This window comes from Paenibacillus sp. UMB7766-LJ446 (assembly GCF_030226665.1).
GTDB lineage: Bacteria > Bacillota > Bacilli > Paenibacillales > Paenibacillaceae > Paenibacillus > Paenibacillus vandeheii.
The window spans coordinates 252034-274850 of sequence record NZ_JASOYM010000003.1; the positions used below are offsets into that span (position 1 = coordinate 252034).

16 protein-coding genes are annotated in these 22817 nt (G+C 48.1%); 11 read left to right on the plus strand and 5 right to left on the minus strand.

The window, feature by feature from the left end:
- Window positions 1-85: 85 nt before the first annotated feature.
- On the minus strand, window positions 86-1528 hold the full coding sequence (uxaC, locus tag QP794_RS09210; protein ID WP_285075923.1) for a glucuronate isomerase: 1443 nt from the start codon (window positions 1526-1528) through the stop codon (window positions 86-88).
- Window positions 1529-1733: 205 nt separating this feature from the next.
- Here uxaC and QP794_RS09215 point away from each other — a divergent pair, with 205 nt between their 5' ends.
- Window positions 1734-2480 (plus strand): MBL fold metallo-hydrolase, encoded by a 747-nt coding sequence (locus tag QP794_RS09215; RefSeq protein ID WP_285075924.1) that lies wholly within the window; start codon window positions 1734-1736, stop codon window positions 2478-2480.
- 85 nt (window positions 2481-2565) lie between these two features.
- Here QP794_RS09215 and QP794_RS09220 read toward each other — a convergent pair whose 3' ends face one another.
- From QP794_RS09220 to QP794_RS09230, 3 genes are all read right to left on the minus strand, one after another.
- Entirely contained in the window at window positions 2566-3180 is a 615-nt protein-coding gene (locus tag QP794_RS09220) for a hypothetical protein (protein WP_285075925.1), read from the minus strand.
- Between the two features lie 198 nt (window positions 3181-3378).
- The gene (locus QP794_RS09225) at window positions 3379-4857 is read right to left on the minus strand and encodes an alpha-amylase (RefSeq protein WP_285075926.1); all 1479 of its coding nucleotides are present in this window, start codon (window positions 4855-4857) and stop codon (window positions 3379-3381) included.
- A 400-nt stretch (window positions 4858-5257) separates the two neighbouring features.
- Window positions 5258-7579, minus strand: coding sequence for a helicase C-terminal domain-containing protein (locus tag QP794_RS09230; RefSeq protein ID WP_285075927.1), 2322 nt, complete (start codon window positions 7577-7579; stop codon window positions 5258-5260).
- A gap of 138 nt (window positions 7580-7717) precedes the next feature.
- Between QP794_RS09230 and QP794_RS09235 the strand changes: the two genes are divergently transcribed.
- Both QP794_RS09235 and QP794_RS09240 read left to right on the plus strand, forming a co-directional pair.
- Complete coding sequence (locus QP794_RS09235; protein ID WP_053782707.1) at window positions 7718-8215, plus strand: antibiotic biosynthesis monooxygenase family protein; 498 nt, start codon at window positions 7718-7720, stop codon at window positions 8213-8215.
- Between the two features lie 359 nt (window positions 8216-8574).
- Window positions 8575-10503, plus strand: coding sequence for an LTA synthase family protein (locus QP794_RS09240; RefSeq protein ID WP_483311894.1), 1929 nt, complete (start codon window positions 8575-8577; stop codon window positions 10501-10503).
- 26 nt (window positions 10504-10529) lie between these two features.
- On the opposite strand, the gene QP794_RS09245 is transcribed toward QP794_RS09240, so the two are convergent.
- On the minus strand, window positions 10530-10721 hold the full coding sequence (locus tag QP794_RS09245; protein WP_285075929.1) for a hypothetical protein: 192 nt from the start codon (window positions 10719-10721) through the stop codon (window positions 10530-10532).
- A 103-nt stretch (window positions 10722-10824) separates the two neighbouring features.
- On the opposite strand from QP794_RS09245, the gene QP794_RS09250 reads away from it, so the two are divergent.
- The 8 genes from QP794_RS09250 to QP794_RS09285 all read left to right on the plus strand — a co-directional run bounded on the left by QP794_RS09250 (window position 10825) and on the right by QP794_RS09285 (window position 22780).
- Window positions 10825-12531, plus strand: a complete 1707-nt coding sequence (locus tag QP794_RS09250) for an amylo-alpha-1,6-glucosidase (protein WP_285075930.1) — start codon at window positions 10825-10827, stop codon at window positions 12529-12531.
- 193 nt (window positions 12532-12724) lie between these two features.
- Complete coding sequence (locus QP794_RS09255) at window positions 12725-14470, plus strand: sensor histidine kinase (RefSeq protein ID WP_285075931.1); 1746 nt, start codon at window positions 12725-12727, stop codon at window positions 14468-14470.
- Window positions 14448-15632 carry a response regulator transcription factor gene (locus QP794_RS09260; protein ID WP_285075932.1) on the plus strand — a complete coding sequence of 395 codons (1185 nt, stop codon included), beginning with the start codon at window positions 14448-14450 and terminating at the stop codon, window positions 15630-15632. Before QP794_RS09255 ends, QP794_RS09260 begins: the two co-directional genes overlap by 23 nt.
- A 130-nt stretch (window positions 15633-15762) precedes the next feature.
- A complete protein-coding gene (locus QP794_RS09265) occupies window positions 15763-17025 on the plus strand; it encodes an ABC transporter substrate-binding protein (protein WP_285075933.1) in 1263 nt (420 codons plus the stop codon).
- A 24-nt stretch (window positions 17026-17049) separates the two neighbouring features.
- Complete coding sequence (locus tag QP794_RS09270) at window positions 17050-18036, plus strand: carbohydrate ABC transporter permease (protein WP_285075934.1); 987 nt, start codon at window positions 17050-17052, stop codon at window positions 18034-18036.
- Window positions 18036-18848, plus strand: a complete 813-nt coding sequence (locus QP794_RS09275; protein WP_024629878.1) for a carbohydrate ABC transporter permease — start codon at window positions 18036-18038, stop codon at window positions 18846-18848. Before QP794_RS09270 ends, QP794_RS09275 begins: the two co-directional genes overlap by 1 nt.
- A 31-nt stretch (window positions 18849-18879) precedes the next feature.
- Entirely contained in the window at window positions 18880-22005 is a 3126-nt protein-coding gene (ebgA, locus tag QP794_RS09280; protein WP_285075935.1) for a beta-galactosidase subunit alpha, read from the plus strand.
- Window positions 21998-22780: an SDR family NAD(P)-dependent oxidoreductase gene (locus QP794_RS09285; protein WP_285075936.1), complete on the plus strand. Its 783-nt coding sequence runs from the start codon at window positions 21998-22000 to the stop codon at window positions 22778-22780. Before ebgA ends, QP794_RS09285 begins: the two co-directional genes overlap by 8 nt.
- Window positions 22781-22817: the final 37 nt, after the last annotated feature.

Here is a 22817-nt window from a genome sequence, read left to right on the forward strand (position 1 = left end):
CCTGTGCAAATTGAAAGTCAAACAACAAATTCACACCAAAAAACCGTGACTTGAAAGCCACGGTTTCGAACCCAATATAGACGAATCAGGACTGCGAAGCAGAGACCGCTTTGAATGCGGATGCAAAAGGGAAATACTCCTTCGCATTGTTGTAGGCAATGCCCTGTACGATCTGTCCAAGTAGTTCCATATCATGCGGTACCTCGCCTTGTTCGGCCCATTCACCGATGAGGTTGCAGACCAGACGACGGAAATACTCATGTCTTGTGTACGAGAGAAAACTGCGGGAATCGGTCAGCATGCCAACAAAGCGGCTGATTAGACCTACATTCGCCAGCGCCTTCATTTGAGCCAGCATGCCGTCCTTCGTATCGTTAAACCACCAAGCCGCACCAAGCTGTATTTTGCCTGGGATGCCACCGCCCTGGAAGCTGCCCATAATCGCTGCGAGCACTTCATTGTCCCGAGGATTCAGGGAATACAGAATGGTTTTAGGCAACGCCTGCTCCTGATCAAGTGCATCCAATAGGCCGATGACTGCCGAGGAAAGTGGCGTATCATTCACCGCATCATATCCGGTATCCGGGCCAAGCTGGGCGAACATCCGACTGTTATTGTTGCGGGCAGCATTAATATGGAACTGCATCACCCAGCCACGATCTGCATACAGTTTGCCGAGGAAAGTCAACGTTACCGTCTTGTACTTGTCCTCTTCTTCACGGCTAACCTTCTGCCCCGCGAGAGCCTTGGCAAATATAGCCCCTGCTTCCTCTCGTGTAGCCACACCGAAAGGTACATAATCCAGTGCATGATCCGATACTCTGCCACCTACAGAATGGAAGAACTCAACCCGTGATTCAAGGGCAGCAAGGAATGAATCATAATCGGAGATCGCCGTTCCAGCTGCCTGTGATAGCTTGCCCACCCATTCCGAGAAGGTATCCCGGTTCAATTCGAGCCCTTTATCTGGGCGGAATGAAGGCAGTACGGCCGTATCAAATCCTTCAATCTCCTGAATCTTCAGGTGATATTCCAGGGAATCACATGGATCATCGGTTGTGCATACCACGGTGACATTGGATTTGGTAATGAGATCACGTGCACCAAACCCGGCACTGTTCAATTTTGCATTTACTTTTTCCCAGATGGCGGGGGCGCTCGTCTCATTCAACACTTCATAGACACCGAAATAACGCTGTAATTCCAGATGAGACCACGCGTACAGCGGGTTACCAATCATCATGGGTACGGTTTTGGCATACGCCAGAAAACGATCGTAATCCGTTACGCCTTCTCCTCCCGTAATGTATTGCTCCTCAATTCCGTTTGCGCGCATCAGCCGCCATTTGTAGTGATCACCGTATAACCAAGCCTCTGTAATATTGCCAAAGGTCTTATTCTCGTAGATTTCCTGTGGACTGAGATGGCAATGATAGTCAATAATCGGCATGTCTTTCGCATAATCTTCATATAACTTGATCGCCGTTTCATTATGCAGTAAAAATTGTTCATCCAGAAAAGATTTCATTCGCCTCGCACGCTCCCTTTAGGTGAGTTTACGTTCATATGGGTTCACTTCCCAATCTTTACGCTACACTGTTTGCCCACAAAGTTCAATATAAAATGATAGCGTTATCACAAAAGGTTGATTTAGGCATATATCCTGGAACAAGGTATACTGTTTTTAATTGCAATTATACTGATTTGAAGATTGTGAGAAGGAGATGAATTCAATGAAAATTACATTTCTCGGTACAGGAGACATGTTCAGCGTAGAGCAGCACCACAACAGTATGCTGGCTGAATTCGGCGATACCCATCTGGTGATTGATTTTCCAGAGTCGAATGCGAAAGCATTGAAAGAATACGGGTTTCCAATGACGAATATTCACAATGTGTTTATTACCCATCTGCATGAAGACCATATTAACGGAGTACAAATGCTCGGATATTATTCACAGATTGTGGGCGACCGCAAGCCACGTCTGTTTATCCACGAAGAGCTGGTTGATCCGTTATGGAATATTTTATCCCCAGGCATGCGTTATACAACCGATGGGGAGCGTACGATGAGCGACTATTACGATATCGTACCTTTACCGGATGGAGGCACATTTGAGCTGGGGGGCGTGACGTTTGAGACTTTTCGAACACAACACGTGCCGGGCATGATCAGCAATGGCCTGCTTGCGAAGCCCTACTTCTACTATAGCGCGGATAGCACGCTGGATCAGGAACGGGTGCAGCAGGCCTCCGCAGACGTACAGCTAATTTTCCATGAATGTCATATGCATGATCTGGTGATCAAATCCCACACCTCACTAAAAGATCTGCAACAGCTGCCTGCCGAAATAAGACAGAAAACCGTGCTCATGCATTATCATGATGAATACGCCGATGCGGACAAGCGGACTCAATTCAATCAAGAGCATGATCTAAGAATGGCGGGCACGCTGGAGTCATTTGAATTGGGAGTGTAACACGCGAATTGAGCCATATGTAGCTCCGAAATGAAGAGGCAGCATCCATTCAGTTTCCTTTGAAGGAGTTTCGGGTGCTGCCTTTTTATTGATCTTCTTTCCATGACTTCATATATTCAATAGTTTCAGGAGATGGCTCAGCTTTAACATGAATGTAATCTTCCGTTCGCTGATCATTTGGTCCGTAGGAAATTTTGATATACATATCCTGATAGGTTTTAATGATATTGCTGTGAATCTCCGCCTTTGGCTTCAAAATATAATCTCTGCCTAAACTCAATCCCAACGGTTCTTTTCCAGGACCCAGAGTAGTCTCGTGCGTGTTTCCCGCATTGGAATTAAGGAGCTCTGTGGCGTTAATGCTATTTATTAAGGAGGGATCAAGTGTAAAAGACTGTATCACATTGACCATTGGTACCCGGGCCTCTTTAACAGAAATCTCATATATAATGCGGTCCAGATCAGATTCATGATTAACTCTAACAGTAGCAGTCAAGCTATAATCATCTGGCAAACGCTTCTGAAAGGAATCCGGGTTTTTCAGCAAACGCTGGGTCAAATCCCTTCGCTCGGTATTCAGCGTATAATCATCCGTTCGCTTCGGTTCCCCCCTCGGCCCCTTGTTTGTTCCGAAACTGCAAGCCCCCAGACAAATCGCCATCACAAGCAGCCACAACCCCAAGTGTAGTAATCTACTCACCCGAATTCCCCCTCGGTATGATCTATCTAAGACGATCACTAATCGATGTTAGAGTAATCAATATATTGGTTTATTATTCCATATAAGGATAACACGAAAAAGATAGTCCACTTAACATAAAAAACCACCTGTCTGGCAGATGATTGCCAGTTCAGGTGGTTTACTAGTCTATATGAAAACTTAATGACCCTCAGCGTTCTATTGAGCGGCAGATTCCTCACCCTGATCCGGAAGAGCCCATACGGAAACACCCCCGCCACATACATGAAAGGTAGCCCAGCCATCTTTCTCAATGGTAATGCTATCTTCACAGCTGTGCGTCAGATCGGTCCAGACTTCGCCTGCGCGGTGTTCGCCAACAAACATCCTTTTCTCACCATCATCACCATTTGAGATAACTACTGCACAACCGGAGCCTTCGATTTCTTCCACCCCACGACGTACCCATCCAATCGTGTTCGCGTGGTCGAAGTAATCCTCCTGCTCTCCATACGCTTTGTCGTAACGGGCGGACATCAGAATGTCCAGAATGTCCTTCTTGCCATCAACAGGTTCGGGACCCCCAATGCCGTAGTAATCACCGTAAAAGACTACAGGGTAACCGTCACGACGCAACAGAGTCAGCGCATATGCACTCGGCTTGAACCAATCGGCCACCCAGGATTCCAGCGCTTCATGCGGCTGGGAATCATGGTTATCAACAAACGTTACGGCATGCGTTGGGTGCGTCTGCACCAGGGTATCATCAAAAATTTTGGAAAGATCGAAGTCCCGGCCAGCCAGAGAGGCTTCATGAAGTTTATAATGCAAGGACACATCGAACAGATCAATCTGATAGTCCACCGTATCCAGAAATTCACGGCATGCATCGAGATTGGAGTTCCAGAACTCCCCTACAATGTAGAAATCCTGCCCCCGTTTGCGGAGCATCTCAGCAGCGAATTCCTTAATGAATTCGTGGTTGATGTGTTTGATCGCATCCAGACGAAAACCGCTGCATTGCAGTGTATCGATGAGCCATTTTCCCCATTGGAGCATTTCCTGCCGGACATCCGGGTGATTGTAATCAATATTGGCGAACATCAGGTAGTCATAGTTGCCGAACTCATCGTCGACGTTTTGATTCCAGTTCTTGTTCTCCCATGCAATGCGGAACACACCACTCCGTTCTTCCTTGGCATCATAGTCAGTGCCATTGAAGTGTTCAGCGTTCCATTTGAAAGAGGAATATTGATCCCCGCGGCCCGGAAAAGTGAATTTTGTCCAGCCCTCAATCTCGAACGGTTTGGAGATTTCCTTCAATCGATCATTGGGATCGACCTCAATCACCTTGAAGACTTCCGTTTCATCCGCACCGGCCTTATGGTTCATTACCAGATCCACATAAACGGCAACACCATTCTTCTGGCACTCGGCAATCGCCTCGACCAGTTCCTGCTTGGTGCCATATTTGGTGCGTACGCTGCCCTTCTGGTCAAATTCGCCCAGATCGTACAGGTCATAGACGCCATAACCGGTATCCTCGGCAGATACGGCTTTGGTCACCGGAGGCACCCACACGGAGTCGAAGCCTTTGGCTTTCAGCTCTGGCGCCATTTCAGCTAATCGCTTCCAGTGGTTTCCGTCTGCGGCCAGGTGCCATTCAAAAAATTGCATCATCGTATGATTTCTCTTCATTCCCAACCGACCTCCTTGATTGCTTTCGAAGCGGACCATGGCACGGATCTCTATCGTCCTTGTTCGTTCTTCGTATGCTATCCAAGTAATACCCTTTTCGGCCTATGCTTCAATCATGCACAGAAAAGAAAGCTGAAAAATTCGCGGTTGTTCTTTGGCTATAAATCGAACTAAAGAATATTTACACTTGCCACTCCGATGACAGAACAACCCTCTGATCGCTGTTATCCCCAGATTTTTTGGATTCCTTTTTCAAGGGGGAAAATCCGGGGATAAAGGCGAAGCCTTTGCTTCCGAAGTAGCTTTCTTACAGAAAGCTTGTAGCTTCGCTTCTTCAGGTTATTTCTGCCCTCTCCGTTCTCGTGTAAATGTTTAGTTCAATTCATATAAATATCATGAATTATTGGGGTGAAATCCGTGTGTAGTCCAGCCATTCCTCAGGCAGCAATGAACGATATGGCTCCTCAGTGAAACGATCATCTACCAGCACCAAAACGCCCTTGTCCTCTTCCGTACGAATCAGCCTTCCCCCTGCCTGCAGTACCTTGTTCATGCCGGGGAAAACATAGGCATAGTTAAATCCGTTTCTCCCTGTCCGACTATAATAATCGCGGAGTACGTTGTTCTCCAGACCAATCTGGGGAAGTCCGGCCCCGACGACCACAACTCCATTCAGACGATCACCCGGCAGATCTACACCTTCGGAAAACACACCGCCCATAACGGCAAACACCAATCGTGTTCGTTCAGGATGGGGCTGGAACGCGTTCAGAAACGCCTCCCGTTCCTCTTCACTCATACCCTGCTCCTGCATCACGACTTCTGCCTCCCCCGGCTGTTCCATATAGGTCCCATGTACTTCTCGCATATACGGATAGGAAGGGAAGAAGACAAGAAGGTTGCTATGGGGCCACTCGGCAACCAACTGGCGCAGCATATTGGCAATAGGCTGTCTGGAACGTTCACGGTCCCGATAGCGAATCGATAATGGCAGCAATCTCACATCCAGCTGCTCCCGCTGGAAAGGCGAAGGAATACGCAAAGTATAATCTTCTTCCTCCGCACCTAGCATATCCCGGTAATAACCAAGGGGTGACAATGTCGCAGAGAAATGAATCGTGGAACGGAACCCTTTGGCAGTCTGTCGCAGCAGCACGGATGGATCAAGGCAGAACAGCTTCACTCGTACTTCACTTCGCACACATTCAGCATAGGTAATGAAGCGTTCATCGTACAGCTTGGCAATGCGCAGGAAATTCTGTGCGGTGAAATAGGCTTCCAGCAGCAATTCATCCGTCTCCGCATTTCCCGAACCGCCTTCAACAAGGCATTGCTCCGCAACCATGACAAAAGGCTCCAGCAGTTCAATCAGCTCCTCTGGCGCCTCTTGCTGCAGCAATTTGCCCTCTTCCCCGCCATTCTTGCGAAGCGTGATCAAATATTTATCGATGGCACCCGTACGATCAGCAATGGCTTTAGCAGCGGTCACACTGCTGCCCAGCGTCTGGAATTCCCTTTTGACATCCAGAAAGACCGCCTTCTCCAGCTCTGCCGAAAACATCATTCGGCCCCGATCGACCAGATTATGGGCCTCATCGACCAGTAGAACCGTCTTGCGCTTCTGCTCCTCCAACATGCGTTTGAGAGAGATGCGCGGATCGAAAATATAGTTATAGTCGCAGATCACCGCATCGGCTGCATACGCAGCATCCAGTGAAAATTCAAACGGACACACCCGATGCTTGCGCGCGTACTGTTCAATAACCGGGCGTGTCATCAACGTTTCATGCTCCAGCATATCCAGCACAGCTCCATTAATACGGTCATAGTATCCTTCACACATGCCACATTGTCCCGTATCACAGGCTTCCTCTTCCTTAAAACATATCTTGTCCTTCGCGGTCAGACTGATCACATGCATCTTCAACCCTTCCGCCTGCATCCGGGCAAAAGCCTCTTCTGCCGCAACACGCGTCGTCGTTCTTGCGGTCAGATAGAACAATCGTTTGGCTTCCCCTTCACCAATCGCCTTGACGGTGGGAAAGAGTACCGACATCGTTTTACCAATACCCGTTGGCGCCTTCGCCATCAGTCCCTGCCCCTCGCGAATCGTCTTATATACCGCTCCTGCCAGCTTGCGCTGTCCCTCCCTGTATTTGCGAAAAGGAAAAGGCAGTTCTCGCACGCTTATATCGCGCTTCTCTTCATAAGCCACAATCATCTCAGCATATGGCGCATAACCAGCAACCAGCTCTGCTGCAAACTGTTCAAGCTCCTGCCGTTCCAGCATCCGCCGAAAACGTCTTTCTTCATTGTTCACTGTGTGCACGTACGTAAGCTGTACCTGCATACGGGGTTCATCATGCTGAACCGCGTACATATAGGCATACATCATGGCTTGAGCCCAGTGTACCGGGGCTCCATCGCCCAGATCGTCCAGATTTCCCGCAGTGGATTTGATCTCATCCACCGTCAGCTGACCATCCAGACGAATCAGCCCGTCACAACGTCCCTCCACCACGTAGGTCAAGTCTCCATGCTGCAGCTCCACTTCGAGAACCACTTCTTTCAGATCCTCTTCTGTGTAATCCTTCTGCACCCGCTGGTGTATCCGGGTTCCCTCCTGCATCGATGCATTGGTGCGAAACCCTGGACGTATGCTGCCACTGCGGTACACATATTCCACCAAAGGCCTGACTAATATTCGAATTGCGGTTGTCATGCGATCACCCGTTCTGTTTGTAGTCTCTATACTTTATCACGAAAAGCCGTGCTCAAACCAGCCAGTCAGCGGATTGGACTCGCCCCCTCCCATATGCTATCTTGAGGAAGAATGTACGTAAATAAGGAGGCAGCTTCTATGTATATCTATTTGGTCCCTTCACCGATTCCGGATGCACTTGCTGCATATCCGCATCTGACTTTGCGCAGCGAGGAACAGGTTCGTTTGGCCATTGAATCGACAGAACGTCTGATGAACATCGAGTCCGATGACAACGTAGCGGCATATGAGGCCTTCGATGCCGCAGGCTCCTGGACAGGCGGCGGTTACGCTGTTCTGAACAACATACCCGTAACAGAAGATGGACGGAACGACTTCGAAGAACGCTTCAAAAACCGTGCACGCAAAGTGGAAGACGAACCCGGTTTTGTCGGTATTCGTGTGCTTCGTCCGCTGAAGGATGATACGTATGTCGTACTTACCCTTTGGCAGTCCGAAGATCATTTCAAAAACTGGCAGCAGTCCCAAGCCTATAACCATGCTCACCGCAACCGCAGCAGTAGTGAAGGGCTGACAGCACAGAAGCCCACCATGTTTCCAAGACCATCATTCGTCACGACATTCACCATAGAGTAAATGAACGGGGAGCAAACCTGATACGGTGCGCCACGATGTACAAGTTTCAAATGTATTTCGATCATGCTTTGGGCAGGTTCATTTGCACTTCAAAATGACAGCCCTTCCCGCCTCTTTCTTAATAGGAAGGGGCTTTTTTGGATATGCTATGTCCTGAATGAACCCGAGCTGACCTTTCTTTTTTCCACAATAATTGCAAAATGCAAGCAATTAAGAAGTTCGTTACTTTTGACACGACATGCCATGAGATAGCATAATACTTGTTAAATGAAACTTCGGAAAGGAAGGAAGGCGGTATCTTGTCACGCAATTCACTCACCCGGTTTCTAAGCGGACCGTTTATAGTGTTCACCGTTATTATGATGATCAAAAGCTCTCTGGCCTGGATTGTGATCTTCGATGACATCCCCGTCTGGAAACCGCTGCTGACAGAGTTGCCGCTGATCTGGATCTGCTTCTGTCTGATTGAGTGGTTCGCAGCCAAACGCCGGATGTGGCTATATCTCGGACTAAATCTGGTGCTATCGGGCATCTTCTTCGCAGCCATCATGTACTACAAATATTATGGTGTTATCGTCAATTATCACGCGCTCGCACAGGTTAATCAGGTAACTTCGGTCAAGAGCAGCATGTTCTCTTTGCTTGATCCGTATTATTTGTTTATTTTTGCAGATATTCTGGTTATCGCAGGGATATTGATCCGTCGCCGGATCAAGCTCGGCGGGACTGAACGTCCAGGCAGAGTGCCGCTTGAACGAAGCGCCAGAAGACGAATTGCCTCGGTCATTCTGATCCTGTCGATGGTACTGTGCATGCTCAATATATACCCCAATCGCGCAAGCATGAGCGAGATCACACAAGCGGAGCAAATGGGGATTCTCGGATATGAAGCATACACCATCCTGGCGGATCGGCCGGATAAACCTGTGCCCCTTGATCAAATTGATCAGAATCATATCGACGAAATTAAACAAACGACCGCATTACCTTCTGTTGTGGAGCAGGGCGCAGCCAAGGGGCGCAACGTCATTGTCCTCCAGCTCGAATCATTCCAGAACTTTCTGATCGGATTGCAGGTGGACGGACAGGAAGTTACACCCCATCTGAATGAGCTGGCCGGACAAAGCCTGTATTTCCCCAACTTTTACCAGCAAGTGGGACAAGGAAATACGTCGGATGCCGAGTTTGTGGTGAATACATCGTTTTACACACCACCCAACGGAGCCGCAACTACCGTCTATGCCAATAAGGAGCTGCCAAGTCTGCCAAGACTAATGTCCGAGAACGGTTACCAGACAGCCACATTCCATACGAATGATGTGCACTTCTGGAATCGCGATCAGTTATACAAGGCGCTTGGATTCGACCATTATTATGATATTAAATATTTCGGAACACAGGATTCCATCGCCTTCTCAGCATCGGATGAGGTGTTGTACAGCAAGACACTTGATAAACTCGAGGCCATGCAGGACACAGGGTCACCCTTCTATGCACAAATTATTTCCATGTCGGCGCATCACCCTTACCATTTACCAGAAGATAAGGTCAGTCTGACGCTGCCAGAACGGTTCAATAATACGTTGCCTGGGGATTATCTTGTATCCCAGCATTATGCCGATCAGGCGGTGGGGCAATTTATTGAGGGACTGAAAGAACGTGGATTATGGGAAAATAGCTTGCTTGTTGTTTACGGTGACCATCTGGGTCTGCCTATCTACTCACTGGATCGGACCGATGAGAAACTCATGCAGGAAATCTACGGTCGGGAGTACACGTCCGCAGACATGATTAATATTCCACTGATTGTAACGGCTCCTGGCATCACGCCGGCAGCTCAGCTGGAGCAGATCGGAGGACAGGTGGATATTCTGCCAACGATCGCCGGGTTAACCGGTGCCTCTCTCCAGAACCAACTGTATTTTGGGCAGGATTTGCTGCGTGAAGGAAATAATCTGCTGCCAGAGCGCTATTATCTGCCCTCCGGTTCCGTATTAAACGATGCTTCACTGTTCGTTCCAGAAACGGGATACGGTGATGGTACGCATTACTCTCTTGCCGATACCGGGAGACAGGATTTCGTTTCGGCAGATCGTGATCAGGAGACGCATTCGAACAGTCTGAAGGATGAACCCGCAGAACCGGCATCCGTCATGCCAACTGAAGGGAACGAGAAATCGACCGCTTCCGAATATGTTACGAAGGAACAGTACGAACGGGCATTGGACCTTCTACACTTATCCAACAGTTATCTGAGTCAGTTACCGGATCGAAATGCAGTGAAATGATTCAACATGCATAATGAACTTATATTTTAACTATTCAATCCAATGATAAAAAAAGACAAGAGCCCATGAAAAGGTCTAATACGGCCTAATTCATGGGCTCTTTCCATTCCATCTAACCTCAGAAATAATTCCAGTTGGTCAGCTATTTTTTTATAATCTAACACTTCCTCCCCCAATCCTCTAACAAAAAGACACCTATAACCACCCGAATTATCCATTGCCAACAAATTCCCCTCTTTAGTGAAGACACCTGGACGTTCCTGTTCCTTGAGCAGCGGTTTACAATGAAAGCGTATTATTCCTTATTGAAGGAGGAGCATTATGAAATTTGACCTGAACTTTGTACCTTTCAGCCGCAGAGAATCGTTCCTTGCGGTCTCTCTTCTGCCTGAAAGCAAGAATAGACAGCAGGGCCTCTACCTACGAACTGTGCGGGGTGGAGATGATAAATTTGGTGAGGCGTTCCGCATTGAACTGTTGGATCAGCAGAATCAGACGATTCCATTCACGACAGAAGCTTCTCCCGAAATCGTCCGGCTGAATTCACCAGTGACGCCGATCTTTGCCGAAATCTGTATTTCGGATAGTCATACCGTCCGATTCCGATCAATAGGCTGCGGGGTCCGGCTAACCTTTATCCCGGCAGCCTATGATTATGCATATGAAGTGAATAAGAACAGCTGGGAAGTGAACAGCTTTACCCATGAATGCCGTTTTATGCTGACTGGACTTGTGGGCGGAATGAAGATGGAAGTGCCGTGGGATAAGATCAAGAGCTCACGAGTGATTGCAGAGTTCACCGTGGATATGGACACAAATACGGCGGAGTTTGCCGTTGAGGAGTTCCGCACAGTATGGGAGCCGCGGCCAAAATGGGAGTCCTTTGATGATGACGTAGAGGCGATCCGTACTGAATTTAACCAGTGGCTTGACAGTAGTCTTGCGATCCCTGATCGCTGGCAGGATGCACGGGAGCTCGCGGCTTACATTACTTGGTCTTGCCTTGTTCCAGCGGAGGGATGCCTGACGCGTCCTGCCATGTATATGTCGAAGAACTGGATGACGAATATATGGAGCTGGGACCACTGCTTCAATGCTATGGCGCTTGTTCGTCATGATCCAAAGCTTGCATGGGACCAATTCATGATCTTTTTTGATCGGCAAGATGAGAGTGGCTTGATTCCTGACTTTGTGAACGATAAATATGAACTTTGGAACTGCAACAAGCCTCCTATTCATGGATGGACACTGGCCTGGATGATGAAACGTACGGACTATATCCGCGAGGCGCAGCTTCGTGAAGTGTATGGTCCATTGTCCAAGTGGACGAAATGGTGGTTCCGGTATCGTGATGATGATGGTGATGGGATTCCCCAATATAACCACGGTAATGATTCCGGCTGGGATAACAGTACAGCATTTAATAATGGAATTCCCGTAGAAAGTCCGGATTTAGCTGCCTTTCTGATTATCCAGACAGAGCTTCTTGCTGAAATTGCTGGGTTGCTTGGGCTTACAGAGGAATCCTCTGAATGGAGAAAGCTGGCGGATAATACATTGGAGAAGATGATCAGCCACTTCTGGAAAGATGGAAGATTTATCTCCTTACGTTCAGGTACACATGAGCCTTCAGCTGGAGACAGTCTGCTGTTATTCGTTCCGATTCTACTTGGTAAACGCCTGCCGGAACCAATCAGAGATGTTCTTCTGAAAGGACTCGGGGAGGAGAATCGCTTCCTGACGGAAAATGGTTGGGCGACCGAGAGCATAAGCAGCCCTTACTATATACCAGACGGGTACTGGCGCGGACCGATCTGGGCACCCTCGACCATGCTGCTCGTGGAGGGCGTAGCCGCAGCTGGTGACCTGGAGCTTGCTCAGGAAGTATCACGCCGCTTCTGCAATATGCTTAGCCGGAGTGGTATGGCAGAGAATTTCGACGCACTGACTGGTGAAGGCCTACGTGACAGGGCATTCACATGGACATCAAGCGTGTTCCTGATCCTTGGGCACGAGTACACAACCTAAAACGAATAATGCACGTCTTCGGCTGCTGTTTTAAACAGCTTTCCGGGGAGGTGCTTTTCCCGTTTCTCCGAAAAATTTTATTTGCACATAGTAATTTGAAAGCGTTACCATGAAATGATTGGATTCTTCTATAGACTATCTGTCCATGCTAGAATGCAGGTAGATATAGTTATAGCGAGAGGGGAAATCGTTTATGAACGTCCAGTGGATCAGGCAGCTTAATAAACGTATTTTCTCTGGTTCCTACCGCAGTATACGGACCAAGCTGCTCTTCTGTTTTCTCATCGTCACTCTGATTCCTCTGCTCTCTCTTGGTGCGTTGTCCTATTACCAATCTGCCAAAATTATTAATTCGCAGTTTGGCAAATATGGAGAAAATGCCGTAGCACAGTTGGAGCAACAAACAAGTTCATCTTTAAGCCGAATGAAACAAATGAGTGAAACGATCTACTCGTATTTACTCGATCCCGCCCATACAGATCTAAGGAATCAGGCCCCTGTCAGCTATAGTGAAATCATTGAGAAGAATGACTTTGAAGCCCTACTCAAATCGCTGCGGACGGATCTAACTGCAGGAATCTATATCATTACACCCTCTGGCTATTATTATGGAGAGAACAATTTGAATGTTGAGAAACTAAAAAATATTCCAGAATGGAAAACAAAACCCGCTTCTTATAAAGGAATATACTGGCTCGGCTTTTATATGCAAAATCACGCAATGAGCAGCTCAGGCGATTCGAATCTCCCCGTCCTTGGTCTCGCTGTTCCGATCCATAATTCCAACGGAACGCAAAACGGCAGTACCATACTCATAGAGGAGAATGCGCAGGAACTGATCGATATGTTCAAACTATTTGAGACAGATACGAAGTCACATCTGACCATTAAAGCTTCGGATGGAAGGCTTGTGTATGAGAGCGCTTCAGCTTTTACGAAAAAGGATAGTGACATTACATGGAACCGGACCCTTGCCGTGAACCAGTGGACCATAGAAGCGAGATTGCCTGCCAAAGCCTTCTACCTGTCCTCGGGCATTATTCGGTCGAATACCATTGTCGTGGCAGTTATTTCATGTCTGCTTGCTTTTGGACTCGCCTATCTGTTCTCATCAAGGTTTACAGCGCGTATTCGTACGCTAAAGGATTCAATGCAGAAGGTCAGCTTCGGTAAGCTGGATACACGGATGCCAATCGAAGGTAGAGATGAGCTAGGTAGCCTTGATATGAGCTTTAACCGGATGGTAAGTGGTGTTCAATCGCTCGTGCAAGAAGTGGAACAGAGCGAACGACTCAAGAAGGAAGCAGAGCTGAAGGCTTTCCATTATCAGATTAACCCCCATCTGCTGTTCAATACGTTGAACTCCATTCAGTGGAAGGCCCGTCTGGAAGGTGCTGATGATATTCGTCAGATGTTATATCACTTAACGATGGTGCTGGAAGGAAATCTGGATATATCGCAGGAACTGATCACGTTGGGCAGAGAGCTACGCATGATTGAGCATTTCCTGAAAATTCAGGAGATCAGGTACGGAAATGTTTTTAGCTATGAGCTAAGTTGTGAAGACTCGCTGAAGCAATATCTAATCCCGCGTATGACGCTGCAGCCGCTGTTTGAAAATATATTTTTCCACGGCTTCACGGATGGGATAGGTACAATCAAGCTGGATGTCACCGTAGAGAAGGATGAGCTTCTGCTGACTCTCAGGGATGACGGAGCGGGGATGACGGAAGAAAAACGGGAGCGGTTGCTTTTGCCAGATCCGAATCGTCGTGGACGCGGAGGATTAGGCGTACAGAACGCAGACCAGAAATTCAAACTGCATTTCGGCCCACAGTACGGGCTTACGGTACATTCGACTAAGGGTGAGGGTACAACGATTGTCATTCATTGGCCCAAAGAGGAGGAGCGTCCGGATGGATACAGCAAAGAGAATTAAGGTGCTGATTGCAGATGATGAGAGCATTGTACGAAAAGGTCTACGCTCGACCGTACCTTGGGAGAAATTCGGGATGGAAGTTGTAGCTGACGCACCCAATGGACAAAAAGCCTGGGAAGCCTTTCTGGAGCATAGGCCTGAAATTGTTATTACAGATATTGTTATGCCAGAGATGGATGGCATTGAGCTGTCTCGCAAGATAAAGGAGGTAGCGGCAAAGACCAAAATAATTCTGCTCAGCTGCCACCGGGATTTTGAATACGCACAACAGGGAATTCAACTTGGGGCATCCGGATATCTCTTGAAGACCGCTTTTGAGGACGAAGAACTTGAAGAAATGTTAAATAAGTTCCAGCAGGAGCTGTCGGTCTCCCCTCCGCCCTCTCCAAACGATGAAGAACGCATGGAAACGCTGCTCTTTGCATGGCTGAACGGGCATAGCTGTAAATTTCCAGAGGAGCTGGAGAAGCTGCATGGCGGTCTATGGCATTTTAATGGTGAGCCGCTGTTGATATATCTGATTCGAACAATAGAATGCGGAGCCTCTTGGACCGGTCTACTACAGGGTGCTGAGAAGAATGACCGTAGTATGTGCGAGGGTACGATCATTCCATATGGAGAAGAATACTGCTATTGGATCGTTCCTGATTCGCTGCGAGGGTCTGCAGACAGCCTTTTGGTAGAGAACAAGAGCAAATTCAGTCAGCTGAAATGGACTCGCAAAGAATCCTTGCTCCACAGTGATGATCTGAAGCAGGCGTTCCAGAACCTTCATAAAGAAGCTGAGCTAGAGAGGCTGTATGGGATATCCGTAAATCATTGGCCAGATCCGATCTGGAAAGCCGTGAATCTACTATATGCTAATCCCGCAGCAGATTGGTCAGCCAGCGAACTGGCGGAAGAGGTTGGGCTCAGTCGCAGTCATTTCTCCATTCTGTTTAAGAAGGCAGTTGGTGATAGCTTCATTGCCTTCCAATATAAACGGAAATTGCGCCTTGCTTATGGTTTACTGCGGGATACACATCTAACCATGCAGGAAATTGCGGAGCGGACAGGACTGGGAGATAGCAAATATTTTAGCAAATGGTTCAAACGCTGTACGGGTCAGACACCGAGTCATTACCGTGCCCAACAAAAAGACGACGAGTCCCGAACAGATTGACACCTGCTTCAATAAATCGAACAAAATCACAACAACATTCAAATAGATACACGTTTTGAACCGCTTTCATTCGAGTTACGATGAAAGCGGTTCAATTATTATAAACCTCATTGACAGGGGAGCTGACAATATGAAAAAGAGAACTTTACTCATTGTCCTTGCAACGACGCTGATGGTATCTATGCTGTCTGCATGCAGCGGTAACGCTGGAACAGCCAATCCGGAGAACGGCGGTTCGGATCAGACGAAGACGCTTCGTTTTGCAACCTGGGATACGGGGGACGCGCTCAAGATTGAGCAGGATATCGCCAAAAAATTTGAAGCGGAACATCCCGGCACAAAGGTGCAGGTTGAGGCTTATGCGGACGGATTTGACCAGAAGCTTGCCGCAGGATTTGGAGCAGGTAACCCGCCAGACATCATGTACATGTGGGACTTCCCTACCTACCATCAATCTCTTGAACCCCTGGATAGCTTCGCAGAAAAGGACAAAGACCTGAAGATAGATGATTTTTACAAAGGATTGTTCAACTACGGAAAAATTGACGATAAGCTGTACGGCATTCCGGCAGGCTTCACGACTCGTGTCGTCTACTATAACAAGAAGCTCTTTGATGCTGCTGGTGTCCCTTATCCTAAAGACGGATGGGAATGGAGTGAATTCCAGGATATCGCGAAGAAGTTGACGGACAATTCCAAGAAGCAGTACGGCTTTGGTGCCCGTGCCGAGAATGATACGTATGACTTGCAGGGCTTTGTCTGGAGCAACGGCGGCTCCTTTATTTCCCCGGATGGTAAAACCATCGAAGGCTACATGAACAGTAAGGAAACTGCTGAAGCTATCCAAATGTTTGGTGATATGGTGAAGAACGGCACCGCCGTGCTCACAGGTGGTAAAGGCCAGCAAAGCGGTGATGATATTTTCAAAGGCGGTAAGATCGCCATGTGGGAAAGCGGAATCTGGCCGCTTGAATCTTTCAAACAAGCGGGAATTGATGTAGGTACGGTCGAAATTCCGGCTTTTCCAGGCAAACCGGTTAAAGGTGTACTGGCCGAATCCGCGCTGTCTATTGCCAAAGACTCCAAGCATAAAGATCTGGCATGGGAATTCGTTAAATTTTATGTCTCTAATGAATCGATCAAAATGCGCGTTGCTGACCTGCCTGTACGACAAAGTGTTGTAAATGAGCTCAAGAAGGATCAGGACCCACTCTACAAACCTTATTACACGATGCTTGAGCGTTCGGACAATACACCTGCATTTCTACTCAATCCGAAGTGGAATGAAGTAAACCGACAGCTGTCGGCTGCGGTGGAAGCCGTCATGCACGGTAGCAATGCTCAAGAAGCGCTGGATCAGGCGGTTAAGGACAGCGAGCGATATTTGAAATAACACTTGTAGAAAGAAGGTTGGGAGATGGCTCAGACCTACCTGCAGAATACATCGGAACCGACAGCTACCCTTAAGGCCTTAAAAAAACGAAAATGGGGTGGGTTTGCCCCCTACCTCTTTATCTTCCCATGGATATTTGGATTTGTTTTCTTCACTTTAGGACCTCTGTTATTTTCACTGGTCATTTCATTTTTTGATTGGCCAATCGTCGGTAAAGTAACTTTTATCGGGATAGACAACTACGTAGAGATGTTTTCGAATGATCCCCTTTTTTGGAAATCTTTATTTGTAACACTGAAATTTGCAGCCCTCTTCGTCCCGCTCAATATTGTAGTTGCACTAGGACTTGCCATGCTGCTAAATCAAAGGGTTAGAGGAAGCGCCATTTTTCGTACGGCATTTTATCTCCCCTCAGTAATCTCAGGTGTGGCGCTTGCTATGATCTGGTCCTGGGTATACAGCGGAGACTATGGAATCCTTAACTATTTCTTATCTGTCCTTGGCATTCAGGGGCCAGATTGGCTAAATGATACAAACTGGTCACTCGTTGCGATGGTCGTCGCCAGTCTCTGGGGACAAGGATCCATGATGCTTATTTTCCTAGCTGGACTTAAAGGCATTCCTAAGGACCTGTACGAATCCGCTTCAATCGACGGAGCAGGTAAAATCCGAAAGTTCCTGAGTGTAACCATTCCGATGATTACGCCAACCATTCTGTTCAATCTCATCACATCGATTATCGCAGCATTCCAGCAGCTAACCCTGGCTCTTCTACTCACGGGAGGCGGGCCAATGAAATCAACCTATTTCTATGCGATGTATATGTATGAGAACGCTTTCAAATATTTCAAGATGGGTTACTCTGCCGCCAACGCCTGGTTTATGTTCCTGATTGTGCTTACCTTGACGTTTCTGGTATTCAAATCTTCGGAAGCCTGGGTGTTCTATGAAGGTGAAATGAAAAAGAATCCGCAGAAGAAGCTTAAAGCCAGTAAAAGGGGGCGGTACTGATGAAAAAAGTATTTGCATACGCGTTGCTGATTTTGTTCTCACTGCTGTTCATCGCCCCACTCTTCTGGGCGGTGACCACGGCGCTGAAATCACCGCAGGAGCTTTATCTGTTTCCTCCCAAATGGATTCCGTCCGAATGGAAATTCAGTAACTTCGCAGAAGCATGGAATATCCAGCCCTTTAATCTATTTTTGAAAAACACACTGCTCGTTACGGTTTTATCCACCATAGGTCAGCTGATATCCTGCACGCTCGTCGCTTACGGCTTCGCCAGATTCCAGTTCAAAGGGCGTGATTTCCTGTTTCTTGTCGTCCTGGCGACTATGATGATCCCCTGGGAAGTAACGATGATTCCGCAATATATGGAGTTCAACTATTTGGGTTGGATCAACACACTCAAACCGCTTATTATTCCGTCGTGGTTCGGCTCTGCCTATTATATCTTTTTGTTACGGCAGTTCATTATGACCCTGCCCCGGGAGCTGGATGAAGCAGCGACGATTGACGGCGCCAGTAAAATGACGATTCTGCTTCGAATCATCGTGCCGCTAATGGGACCTTCACTGATTCTGGTCTCCGTATTCCAGTTCATGAGTTGTTGGAATGACTATCTGGGACCGCTCATTTTCCTGAATGATCAGACGAAATATACGTTAACGCTTGGCCTATCTCAATTCAAGGGCATGTACGGTGTTGATATGCAGTCCATTATGGCCATCACCTGCTTAATTTCGATTCCTCCGCTTGCCATTTTCTTCTTCGCCCAGCGTTACATTGTCGGCGGAATTGCCACGACAGGTATTAAAGGATAGGACACATAGATAGATGAAGGGGATGACGATCATGAATGTTATAAACATTGAGCGCGACTGGGATAACCTCAGCGTGCTGGAGAGAAACCGTGCGAAGAGTCGCTCCTATTTTATTCCTCATTCTAATGCAGAAAGTGCTCTGAGCTATGACAGAGGAAGCTCTCCGTGGTTCAAATCGTTGAATGGCATTTGGAAATTCCAATTTGCTGAGGGGCCAGAGCTGGCACCCCCGGATTTTCATCAAAATGAATACGACACCTCAGGTTGGGATGATATCCCTGTCCCTGGCCACTGGCAGTTGCAAGGCTACGGAAATCCGCATTACACGGACCTGTACTATCCATTCCCTGTCGATCCTCCTCATGTACCTAATGATAATCCAACGGGTAGCTACGTAAGGGAATTCACGCTGCCAGACCATTGGGACGGAAGAGTTATTTCACTTAAGTTCGACGGTGTAGATAGCGCATTTCATGTATGGCTGAATGGTTCGTTTGTCGGGTACAGCCAAGGCAGCCGTCTGACATCAGAATTTGATCTGACCCCTCATCTGCAGACGGGAGTTAACCGATTGGCAGTCCGGGTTTACCAGTGGTCCGACGGTAGTTATTTGGAGGACCAGGATATGTGGTGGATGAGTGGCATTTTCCGCGATGTCTATCTGGTCTCCGAGCCTTCAGCGTTACGCATTACAGATTATCGAATTATAACCGAGCTAGATACCGAGTTTACGAATGCGGTACTGTCCGTTCGCTTAGACCTTAATGGAGAAGAAGTTCAGGGCAAGGTACAGTTGCAACTGCTGAATAACGTTGGAGCACAGATACTGTCTGCTGAGAAGAATCTAAACCATCCTTCAAGCGTCGAGTTCAATCTGCCGGTGGCGAAGCCTTCCTTATGGAATGCCGAATCTCCTTATTTATATCATCTGATCATATCATTAGTCGATTCGAACAATCAGGTGATAGAAACTGTTGCCCAACGCGTCGGGTTCCGCCGTGTGGAGGTCAGGGATGGACAGTTCTTGGTGAATGGCGTAGCGATCCTTCTCAAAGGTGTGAACCGACATGATCATCATCCAGATACGGGACGAACCGTTACGGTATCCACCATGCGCGAAGATATCCAAATGATGAAGCAGCACAATATCAATGCGGTGCGGACGGCACATTATCCGAATGACCCGCGGTTCTATGATCTATGTGATGAGTATGGGCTATACGTTATGGAAGAGACGGACCTGGAAACGCACGGCTTTGAGCCACTCGGTAATATATCACGTCTTAGTGATGATTCTGCGTGGAAGGATGCCTATGTGGACCGCATTCGCCGTATGGTGGACCGCGACAAAAATCACCCTTCCGTGATTTTCTGGTCGCTTGGCAATGAATCGGGCTTCGGCTGCAATTTCCGCGCGATGTCTGAGTGGTGCAAAGCCAATGATTCCACACGACTTATTCATTATGAAGAAGACCGTGAAGCGGAAGTATGTGATGTGGTGAGCACGATGTATTCTTCTGTGGAGAAAATGGAAGGCTTCGGCCAACTGACAGATCATCCGAAGCCGCATATCCTATGTGAATTTGCTCATGCGATGGGCAATGGACCCGGAGGGTTACGAACGTATTTTGACACCTTTGATGCTTATCGGCGCCTTCAAGGCGGATTTGTCTGGGAATGGATCGACCATGGGCTTAGCAGAACAACAATCGATGGCAAGGCTGATTATGCTTACGGCGGCGATTACGGTGATGTACCGAATAACAGTAATTTTGTTATTGATGGGCTGGTTCGTCCGGACCGCACCCCCTCTCCGGGGCTCATTGAATATAAGAAAATTATCGAGCCTGTGAAGGTAGAAATGATAGACGCAGGAAAGATTCGCGTAACGAATCGGTATGATTTCGTGACACTGGATCATCTGCAGGTACACTACAGTGTCACGGCTGATGGACGAACGTTTAACAGCGGTGTACTCGTACTTCCACAGGTGGGCCCAGGTGATAGCACAGACTTGTTAATCCCAAATTTGATAGATCAGCAGTCGATCCTTCTCGCTCCGGCTACAGAGATGTGGCTGAATGTCGGCTTCACGCTGGCAGCTGACTGTGCTTGGGCGGCGCAAGGGCATGAAGTAGCCTGGGCACAGTTTGCACTGCCAAGTCATTCAAGCTCAGCAGTCTCTTCCCCATCGCAACTGCCTGTAGAGCAGAAATTGTCAGTCACCGAAGAAGGACGCCAGCTAGTTCTTGCGAATGACAGTTTCCGTATTACTTTTAATCGTCTACGTGCAGGGTTTACGTCCCTTAGCCTGAACGGAAAGGAGCTCATTCAACTTGGACCACGTCTGAATTTCTGGCGCGCTCCGATTGATAACGATATGTATGTGCTCCCAGATTGGCGCAAGGCACACCTCGATCGACTGACAGAGCGGATAGACGATTTCCGCTGGGATCAATTGGATGAAACGTCTGTGCGTATGACTTGGACTTCACGTATAGCACCCCCTGTCTACGATTGGGGCTTCCGCTGTGAAACTTCCTATACGGTTACTGCAAGTGGACTAATCATTATAGATGTAAAGGGAATGCCGGAAGGAACACCACCCGCTATGCTTCCTAAAATCGGTCTTCAAATGGAAGTTCCCGGTGATATAGACCGTGTGAAATGGTATGGCCGTGGACCGGGTGAGAGCTATTCGGATAGCCGGGAGGCCGGACGCTTCGGCGTATATCAGAGCAGTGTAGATGGATTATTCACGTCATATATTTATCCTCAGGAGAACGGAAATCGGACAGATGTAAGGTGGATGTCGATAGCCGATGGAGCAGGAATTGGTCTGCTGGCGGCAGGAGCGCCAACACTTGACTTCAGCGCCAGACGTTACACCGACAGTGATCTGGAGAAGGCGCAGCATATGAGTGATTTGGCACCTCGTGATTTCATCACACTGAACCTGGATTACAGACAGAATGGACTGGGAAGCAACAGCTGTGGTCCAGCACAGTCCCCTGAAAATACAGTTAAGCCAGAAGCGTTCCGGTTCCGCATCTTGCTTCAGGCTTATATGGCAGAGGATAGCTCTCCTGAACGGCTTAGCCACCGAATGAGTACAGAAGCGAAGCAATATGAAATGGAGGAAGATCAACATGCTTAATACACAGGACGTTTTGAATTTATCTGGCAAGGTAGCTGTCGTTACTGGCGGAGCATCAGGCATTGGGCTGGCCACCGCTGAGCTTCTGGCGAGCTTCGGGGCACATGTTGCCTTGATTGATATTAATGAGGCTGCGGGTAACGAGGCAGTCGCCAGTATCCGTGAACAGGGAGGTCAGGCCAGCTTTTACTGCTGCGACGTGACCTCTGCCGCAGACTGCGAACGCACAGCCTCAGAGATTGAATCAGTGCTTGGAGGGATTCACATCCTGTTCAATAACGCTGGGGTCATCCGCCGCAAAACGGTTACCGAGTTGGATGAAAGAGACTGGGATCTTGTACTGGATGTCTCGCTCAAAGGTGTCTTTCTCCTCTCTAAATATGTCATTCCCATTATGGAGCATAGCGGCGGAGGCAGCATCATTAACACAGGCTCAGGTTGGGGACTGAAAGGTGGAGACCGCGCAGCAGCTTATTGCGCGGCAAAGGCAGGCGTTGTCAATTTGACGCGCGCCATGGCTATCGACCATGGTGCGGCGAACATTCGAGTCAACTGTGTATCACCAGGTGATACGGATACACCGCTCCTGCGTGACGAAGCGAAGCAGCTGCAGCAAGATGAGTCCGCATTTCTGGTTGCCTCTGCAGGAGGCAGACCACTGGAGCGTCTAGGCACACCGCGTGATATCGCGAATGCCGTATTATTCCTGGCGAGTGACTTGTCCTCATGGGTAACGGGTAGTGTGCTCGTTGTTGACGGAGGCGGAATTGCTTAGGGCGGATAAGTAAGAATATTTTCTCAACATATGAACG